The organism is Castellaniella sp., assembly GCF_034007085.1.
Lineage (GTDB): Bacteria > Pseudomonadota > Gammaproteobacteria > Burkholderiales > Burkholderiaceae_B > Castellaniella.
In genome coordinates this window covers 1-7,689 of the sequence record NZ_JAVERO010000107.1, presented here as the reverse complement: position 1 = coordinate 7,689, position 7,689 = coordinate 1, and the positions used below count along the sequence as shown (strand labels likewise).

8 protein-coding genes, 3 tRNA genes and 1 pseudogene are annotated in these 7,689 nt (G+C 63.8%); 6 read left to right on the top strand and 6 right to left on the bottom strand.

The genetic code is table 11. The features are described 5' to 3' along the window. The 4 genes and pseudogenes from RBR29_RS09335 to RBR29_RS09320 form a co-directional block, all read left to right on the top strand. Window positions 1–283: pseudogene (locus tag RBR29_RS09335) on the top strand (C4-dicarboxylate ABC transporter substrate-binding protein); the annotation flags it as partial. Between the two features lie 82 nt (window positions 284–365). After that, window positions 366–878 carry a TRAP transporter small permease gene (locus tag RBR29_RS09330; protein WP_320348785.1) on the top strand — a complete coding sequence of 171 codons (513 nt, stop codon included), beginning with the start codon at window positions 366–368 and terminating at the stop codon, window positions 876–878. Next, a complete protein-coding gene (locus tag RBR29_RS09325) occupies window positions 875–2,182 on the top strand; it encodes a TRAP transporter large permease subunit (RefSeq protein WP_320348784.1) in 1,308 nt (435 codons plus the stop codon). Before RBR29_RS09330 ends, RBR29_RS09325 begins: the two co-directional genes overlap by 4 nt. Before the next feature lie 24 nt (window positions 2,183–2,206). Further along, window positions 2,207–3,487, top strand: a complete 1,281-nt coding sequence (locus tag RBR29_RS09320; RefSeq protein WP_320348783.1) for a hydroxymethylglutaryl-CoA reductase, degradative — start codon at window positions 2,207–2,209, stop codon at window positions 3,485–3,487. 118 nt (window positions 3,488–3,605) lie between these two features. On the opposite strand, the gene RBR29_RS09315 is transcribed toward RBR29_RS09320, so the two are convergent. From RBR29_RS09315 to tpiA, 3 genes are all read right to left on the bottom strand, one after another. Then, a tRNA-Leu gene (locus tag RBR29_RS09315) sits at window positions 3,606–3,690 on the bottom strand. A gap of 92 nt (window positions 3,691–3,782) precedes the next feature. Next, window positions 3,783–4,247 carry a preprotein translocase subunit SecG gene (secG, locus tag RBR29_RS09310; protein ID WP_320348782.1) on the bottom strand — a complete coding sequence of 155 codons (465 nt, stop codon included), beginning with the start codon at window positions 4,245–4,247 and terminating at the stop codon, window positions 3,783–3,785. Between the two features lie 35 nt (window positions 4,248–4,282). Then, complete coding sequence (tpiA, locus tag RBR29_RS09305; RefSeq protein ID WP_320348781.1) at window positions 4,283–5,032, bottom strand: triose-phosphate isomerase; 750 nt, start codon at window positions 5,030–5,032, stop codon at window positions 4,283–4,285. Between the two features lie 228 nt (window positions 5,033–5,260). Here tpiA and RBR29_RS09300 point away from each other — a divergent pair, with 228 nt between their 5' ends. Next, window positions 5,261–5,812 (top strand): cytochrome b, encoded by a 552-nt coding sequence (locus tag RBR29_RS09300; RefSeq protein WP_320348780.1) that lies wholly within the window; start codon window positions 5,261–5,263, stop codon window positions 5,810–5,812. Window positions 5,813–5,950: 138 nt separating this feature from the next. Here RBR29_RS09300 and RBR29_RS09295 read toward each other — a convergent pair. From RBR29_RS09295 to RBR29_RS09285, 3 genes are all read right to left on the bottom strand, one after another. Continuing rightward, window positions 5,951–6,035 (bottom strand) — tRNA-Leu (locus RBR29_RS09295). A gap of 59 nt (window positions 6,036–6,094) precedes the next feature. Continuing rightward, entirely contained in the window at window positions 6,095–7,171 is a 1,077-nt protein-coding gene (locus tag RBR29_RS09290) for a PLP-dependent cysteine synthase family protein (protein WP_320348779.1), read from the bottom strand. Window positions 7,172–7,247: 76 nt separating this feature from the next. Then, window positions 7,248–7,337, bottom strand: a tRNA-Ser gene (locus tag RBR29_RS09285). A 58-nt stretch (window positions 7,338–7,395) separates the two neighbouring features. On the opposite strand from RBR29_RS09285, the gene RBR29_RS09280 reads away from it, so the two are divergent. Then, window positions 7,396–7,689: alcohol dehydrogenase catalytic domain-containing protein (locus RBR29_RS09280; RefSeq protein ID WP_320348778.1), on the top strand; the 294-nt coding region annotated here is incomplete at its 3' end.

Below are 7,689 nucleotides of genomic sequence, written 5' to 3'. Positions count from 1 at the left end.
CGCCTACCAAGCCTTGCCCGATGCCTACAAGGCCGCGCTGGCCGTGGCCGCACGCGAAGTCTCCAGCAGTCTGCGCCAGCACATCCTGGTCGCCGACGGCAAGGCCATCGATGCCTTCAAGGCCCAGGGGGTCGAGGTCAGCTCACTGGACCCAGCCGATGTCGCTCAGGCACGGAAAAAAGTCGTCGAGGTCTGGCGCAAGGCCACCAAGGACGACGCTCTGGCCACCCAGATCCTGGACAGCCAGATCGCCTTCATGGAAAAACTGGGTCTGATCGCCTGATCCTCGTCGGTCTTCCCCGCCCTGCCGACATGGTGCCTGCTGTGCCATGTCGGCCCGATCGGCCTTTCTCCGGATACCGACCATGCCAAGTGTCATCCGCTTCTATGCGCGCACCGTGACCGCCCTGAACAGGGGCCTGTTCATGCTGTCCGCCGCACTGATGGCCATCATCGTGCCCGCCATGATGGTCGAGGTCCTCAGCCGCTACCTGTTTCACGCCCCCACCGTCTGGGGCATGGAACTGGCCGTGCTGCTGTTCGGACCGTACTTTCTGCTGGGCGGCCCCTACCTGCTGCACCTGGGCGGTCACGTGAACATGGATCTGTTCCGCACTCGCATGTCGCAGCGGATCCGCACCGTTGCCGACGTCTTCAGCCAGATCGTCATCCTGTTCTTCTGCGCCGTCATGCTGTATTACGCCACCCCGCTGGTCCTGCAGTCGATCGAATACCGTGAAACCACGTTTTCCGCCTGGAATCCACCTCTCTGGCCCTACAAGCTTGCCGTCCCTCTGTCCATGCTGCTGCTGGCCCTGCAAAGCCTGGCCGAACTGGGCCTGATCTGCCTGGGTGACGCGCGGGAAGAAATCGCATGAGCCCGAACCTGATCCTCGTCCTGATGTTCGGCGGCCTGACCCTGCTGATGGTCACTGGCCTGCCGATCGCCTTCGTACTGGGCGGCCTGTCGCTGCTGCTGACGGTCACGCTCTGGAACCCGCAATCCGTGGTCATCCTGGTGCTGCAGGTGTTCGACACCATGCGCTCCGAGCCGCTACTGGCGGTACCGCTGTACATCCTCATGGCCGGCATTCTGCAGCGATCCGGCGTCATCGAGGACCTGTACCGGGTCATGGGACTGTGGTTCGGCCGGCTGCGCGGCGGCCTGGCGATCGGCACCGTCATCATCTGCGTCGTCATGGCCGCCATGACGGGCGTGGTCGGCGCGGCCGTCACCTCGATGGGGGTGCTGGCCATGCCTGAAATGCTGCGCCGCAAGTACGACCCCTCGCTGGTGGCCGGCACCATCTGCGCGGCCGGCACACTGGGCGTGCTGATCCCGCCCTCAGTATTGACGATCGTGTATGCCGTCACGGCGCAGGTGTCCATCGGCAAAATGCTCATCGCAGGTATTGTGCCCGGGTTGCTGCTGGCCCTGCTCTACATCCTGTACATCCTGTACGTGTCCTACTTCCAGGCAGGCAAAGTGCCCGCTGATGAAATCAGGCCCGTGCCGATGCGCCTCAAGCTGCTCAGCCTGCAGGCCATCGTCATCCCCACCCTGCTCATCGTCATGGTGCTCGGCTCGATTTTCCTGGGCATCGCCACCCCGACCGAGGCCGCCGCCGTCGGCGTCGTCGGCGCCATCCTGGCCAGTCTGGCGCGCCGGAAATTCACCTTCCAGGGGCTGGCCGAAGCCGGCATCCAGACGCTGAAGGTCACCTCGATGATCCTCTGGATCACCATCGGCGCCAAAGCCTACGTGGCGATCTTCACTGGACTGGGGGGGGCCGACACCCTGATCGGACTCATTCGCGACATGGATGTGTCGCCCTATGTCGTGCTGGCGCTCATGATGCTGATCCTGATCTTTCTGGGGACCTGCCTGGACGAGATCGGCATCATCCTGCTCACCGTCCCCGTCTTCCTGCCCATCGTGAAGGCATTCGGCTTCGACGAAATCTGGTTCGGCGTGCTCTACGCCATCTCGATCCAAGTCGGATACATCAGCCCGCCATTCGGCTATTCCCTGTTCTACCTGAAAGCCACCCTGCCCAAGAGCATGGGCATGGCCGAGGTCTACCGCGGGGTCGTGCCCTTCATGGGCCTGCAGATCCTGGCCCTGATGATCTGCGCCGCCGTTCCGGCCCTGGTGACGTGGCTGCCCCGCTACGTCGGCTGAATTCCTTTCTGAAAGGCAAACACTGTGACTGCAAAAACCTCTCGCATCTCTGGATTCCATAAGCTTTCCGTCGCCGAGCGGATCGATCAGACCCTGGCCTTTGCCGGCCTGGCGGACAGCGATCTGAAAGCGCTTTTCCTGGATACCGGCAATCTACCGGCCGAACGGGTCGATCAGCTGATCGAAAACGCCGTGGGCACCATGAACATCCCGGTCGGCATGGCGACCAACCTGCTGATCGACGGCAAGGACTATCTCGTCCCGATGGCCACCGAGGAATCCTCAGTCGTTGCCGCTGTCTGCAATGCCGCGCGCCAATGCTACGATTCGGGCGGATTCGTGACCTCGATGTCGGGCACTCGCATGATCGCCCAGGTCCAGTTGGTGGACGCCCCGGATCCCCATAACGCTCGCCTCGCCATCCTGGAGCGCACCGAGGAAATCCGCGCCATCTGCGATGACTGCGACCCGGTGCTGGTGCGGCTGGGCGGCGGTTTCCGCGACCTGGAAGTCCGGATCATCGACGCGCCCAGCGGTCCGATGGTGATCAGCCATCTGATCGTGGATACTCGCGACGCCATGGGCGCCAACGCCGTGAACACCATGGCCGAAAAACTGGCGCCCCACATCGAATCCTGGACTGGCGGGCGCGTCTATCTGCGCATTCTGTCCAACCTGGCCGATCACCGCCTGGCACGGGCACGGTGCATCTGGAAGCTGGACGCGATCGGCGGCGCCGCCGTGCGCGACGGCATGATCAAGGCCGCCGAATTCGCGCTGATGGATCCCTACCGTGCCGCCACGCACAACAAAGGCATCATGAACGGCGTGACCGCCGTGGTGATGGCCACGGGCAACGACACGCGCGCCATCGAGGCCGGCGCACATGCCTATGCGGCGCGCAAAGGCTGGTACAGCAGTCTCACACACTGGGAAGTGACCCGTGAAGGCGACCTGGCCGGTTCACTGGAAATGCCCATGGCAGTCGGCCTGATCGGCGGCGCGACCAAGCTGCATCCCATGGCGCGGACCTGCCTGCAGATCATGGACATCCAATCGGCCGAACAGCTGTCCCGAGTCATCGCCGCCGTCGGCCTGGCGCAGAATTTTTCGGCACTCAAGGCGCTGGCTACCGAAGGCATCCAGAAAGGCCACATGTCGCTGCATTCCCAGAACATCGCCCTGATGGCCGGCGCCCAAGGCGACGAAATCGCCCAGGTGGCTCGCCGCCTGGTCGAACTGGGCATGGTGCGCATCGACATCGCCGAGGCCGAACTGAAAAAGCTGCGTGATGGAGGAGCGTGATCGCCGGATCAGCAAACCGTCACACCGCTCACACAAATAAAAACCCGCAAGAACCTAGTGTTCATGCGGGTTTCATGTATTTTCAGGCGGGTTATGAAACACCCTGATTTTTTATCGGTGGTGCCGTCGGCGAGACTCGAACTCGCACAGCTTTCGCCACTACCCCCTCAAGATAGCGTGTCTACCAATTCCACCACGACGGCGTTTTGCCTTGCGGCAAAGACGGGCATTCTAGCATGAAAAATCGCACCAGCCCTGACAGGTGAAGGCCCCTGCCAAGACCGCAAGGACGGTCTTATTTTTTCTCGGTCGGGGCCGGCACGGACGGCACCGCAGCATCACCGGCAGCAGGCGCCGCAACAGCCGGCACGGACGAATCGGTGGTCGAGGACGGAACGGCTGGCACGGACGGGACGGCATTGCCGCTGCTCACGTCAGGCACGGCGGAACCGGCCGGGGCGGCGTCATTGGCCGGTGCCGTGAAGCCCTGCATGATGCCGGATTCGATGGGCGAGCCGGCGGGATGGTGGGCAACCCAGGCCAGGCCCGCCGTGGTGGCGAAGAAGACGATAGCGGCCCACTTGGTGGCACGCGACAGGAAGTTGGCCGCGCCGGCCGAGCCGAACACGCTGCCCGCCGAACCACTGCCGAATGCCGCGCCCATGTCAGCGCCCTTGCCCTGCTGCAGCAGGACCAGCACGATGACCAGAAGCGATGAAATGACCTGCAGAGTCAGCAGGATCGAGGAAAGCCATTGCATGATGATAGGACTCCGGACCTTGTGATGTGCTCGGATCAGGCGGCCGCAGCCGCGATGTCGAGGAATTCTTCGGCGATGAGTGACGCGCCGCCCACCAGGGCACCGTCGATGTCGGGTTGAGCGAACAGCGATGCCGCATTCGCGGCCTTGACGCTGCCGCCATAGAGGATGCGGGTCTGCTCTGCGCCATGCTGCGCCAGGGCCACGCGGATGAAGGCATGCACGGCCTGGGCCTGTTCCGGCGTGGCGGTGCGCCCGGTGCCGATGGCCCAGACAGGCTCATAGGCAATGACCATGCGTGCCAGGGCTTCGGCCCCCAACGCCAGAACCGGGTCGAGCTGGTCGCCGATGACGCATTCGACCTGACCGGCATCCCGGTCGGCCAGGGTCTCGCCGACGCAGACGACCGGGGTCAGGCCCGCCGCCAGCGCAGAAGCCGCCTTGGCAGCCACCACGGCACTGGATTCGCCATGCATGGCGCGGCGCTCGGAATGGCCGCACAGGACCCAGGCGCATCCGAAATCGGCCAGCATGGCCGGCGCGACTTCCCCGGTGTAGGCCCCCTGGGCATGGACGCTGACGTCCTGGGCGCCCCAGGATACCGCCGTCCCCGCCAGCGCAGCCTGCGCCTGCGCCAGGTAGGGAAACGGCACGCACACGGCCAGCTGGGCGTCTCCGGCCCGCGCCGCGCCGGCCACAAGGCCGCCGAGCAGTGTCGCGTTGGCTGCGAGGCTGCCGTGCATCTTCCAATTGCCCATGACAAGGCGCGTGCGAGTGTGGCTCATTGGTATCGTCGTTCCAGTCAAACCGGGATGGTGGCGAAAAGCATGCTTTCCGATCGGAAAAGCGCAGCCGCCCCAACAAAGAGTAACCCTGAATTGTAGCGTGTTTGAGGCCAGGACGCCGGCGCTTCCGGACACGGGCAAGCAAAACCCTAAGAAATTCAGGTTATAGTCAGCCAAACCATTCCGGCATCCGTCCGGCTGGATGCCCGCAACCGATGAGGGGATCACATGTCAACCGACACCACTACCTGGAATCCATCACTCAAATTCCTGCATTGGACGCTGTTCATCATCATCGCCGCAGCGGTGATCAGCGTACTCATTGCCGGCAGCTACGAACGCGGCGACCCCGCCAAGGGGCAGTTCATGTTCTTTCACAAGAGCTTCGGGGTAGCGACCCTGGCCCTGATGATCGCCTGGATTCTGGCGCGGCTGAATGCCGGCCGGCCGCAACCCGTCGGACAAGCGTGGCAGCGTCCCCTGGCAGCGACGGTCCAATGGGCCATGGTCGCCCTGGCGCTCGCCCTGCCGATCGGCGGCCTGCTGATGGCACAATTCGCGCAGCAGGCCGTCGATGTCTTCGGCCTGTTCACGATCCCGGTCTGGCTGGATGAGGACAAGGCGGCGGCCAAGGCCATCCATACGGTACACGCTGGGTTCGCCGGACCGATCCTGATCGGCCTGGTCGTGCTGCACACGGTCGGCGCGCTGTGGCACCATTTCATCGACCGGGATGCCACCCTGACCCGGATGCTGCCCGGGAAATCGCGCGATCGCTGATGCTGATACTGCCCAGACCGCTGGGCAGCCTCGGGGCTCTCCGGCTCTCCCCCGTTAATGGGGTAGAGCCGGGCGTATGGCTTCAGGAATTTTGAGAATTACCGCTTGAGGATCTTGGCCCAATGCGGTTGGAACGGTTGGTGCCCAGGACCGGAATCGAACCGGCACGCCTTGCGGCGAGGGATTTTAAGTCCCTTGTGTCTACCAATTTCACCACCTGGGCATGATGGATGGGGCATTGTACTGAATGCTCAAGCCCGCACGGCCGCCGCCATCACAGATTCACAGCAGCGCACCTTCTCCGGTATCCAGGAACCGTTCGATCCGGGCGCGCCACCCGCCAATGTCCAGGTTCTGCGCGCGCAACCAGCCTTCGTCGTAGTAGCTCGTCGCGTACCGGTCGCCACTGTCGCAGATCAGGGTGACCAGGGATCCGGCCCGCCCCTGCTGCCGCATGAGCGCAGCCATGCACAGCACGCCCATGAAATTCGTCCCGGTCGATCCACCCACGCGGCGGAACAAGCGCTCGGACAGCACATGGGCCGCCGCGATCGAGGCCGCATCGGGGATGCGGATCATCTCGTCGATGACGGTCGGGATGAAGGAAGGCTCGACGCGCGGACGGCCGATGCCTTCGATACGGGAACCCGCCGCCGTGATGTTCAGGTCGCCGCTTTGCCAGGCCTCGTAGAACGCCGAGCCCTCGACATCGACCACGCAAAGCCGGGTATCCAGATTGCGGTAGCGAATGAAGCGCCCGATGGTGGCCGAAGTGCCGCCCGTACCGGCACTCATGACCACCCATTCGGGGACGGCATGGAATTCGCCCGACATCTGGCGAAAGATGCTCTCGGCGATGTTGTTGTTGCCGCGCCAGTCCGTGGCACGCTCGGCATGCGTGAACTGGTCCAGGTAATAGCCCCCTGCCTCGTCGGCGATGGTCTGGGCCGCGCCATAGACCTCGCGCGCATGATCCACGAAATGGCAGCGGCCGCCGAACCGTTCGATCGCCTCGATTTTCTGCTGGCTGGTCGAACGCGTCATCACGGCTACGAAGGACAGTCCCAGCAAACGCGCGAAATAGGCTTCGGACACTGCCGTCGAACCGGACGAGGCCTCGACCAGCAGGGTGTTTTCGCGGATACGGCCATTGCAGATGCCGTACAGGAACAAGGAACGCGCCAGACGATGCTTGAGGCTGCCGGTCGGGTGCGTGCTTTCGTCCTTGAAATAGATGTCGATGCCGCGCAACCCCGGAAAGTCGGGTTTCACCAGATGCGTATCGGCGGAACGTCGGCCATCGGCTTCGAGAATGCGGATCGCCCGATGCGTCCAGTCCCGATTTTCGGGCCTCAACACGCGGCGCCCTTTGCTGCAGTGATCCATGCCGTCGGCCCCTTGGCCCGATGGCGGCGAGACCTGACGGGCGCAATTCTGGCGGAAGCGGTGAGATTCGAACTCACGGATGGGTCACCCCATCGCCGGTTTTCAAGACCGGTCCATTCAACCACTCTGGCACGCTTCCGCATCGAAGACCGAAAGTGTAGCGCATAATGCCTGTTGCGCATTTATAGGAGCATCCCATGCAAGCCATTGAAATCACCGCACCGGGTGGCCCCGAGGTCCTGCGTCTGGTGGACCGCCCCACCCCCGTTCCAGGTCCGGGCGAGGTCCTGATCGAAGTCGAGGCCGCCGGGGTCAACCGGCCCGACGTCTTCCAGCGCCAGGGCAGTTATCCGCCACCCGCCGGCGCATCCGATCTGCCCGGACTGGAAATCGCCGGCCGCATCGTCGGCGGCGAGCCGGAATCCGCCGGCTTCAAACTGAACGACCGCGTCTGCGCCCTGGTGGCCGGAGGCGGCTATGCGCAATTCTGC

What these genes read in the sequence shown, in the direction of transcription:
- RBR29_RS09330 (WP_320348785.1), top strand. Translation starts at nt 366, where the DNA reads ATGCCAAGTGTCATCCGCTTCTATGCGCGCACCGTGACCGCCCTGAAC.
- RBR29_RS09325 (WP_320348784.1), top strand. Translation starts at nt 875, where the DNA reads ATGAGCCCGAACCTGATCCTCGTCCTGATGTTCGGCGGCCTGACCCTG.
- secG (WP_320348782.1), bottom strand. Translation starts at nt 4,247, where the DNA reads ATGCAATGGCTTTCCTCGATCCTGCTGACTCTGCAGGTCATTTCATCG.
- tpiA (WP_320348781.1), bottom strand. Translation starts at nt 5,032, where the DNA reads ATGAGCCACACTCGCACGCGCCTTGTCATGGGCAATTGGAAGATGCAC.
- RBR29_RS09300 (WP_320348780.1), top strand. Translation starts at nt 5,261, where the DNA reads ATGTCAACCGACACCACTACCTGGAATCCATCACTCAAATTCCTGCAT.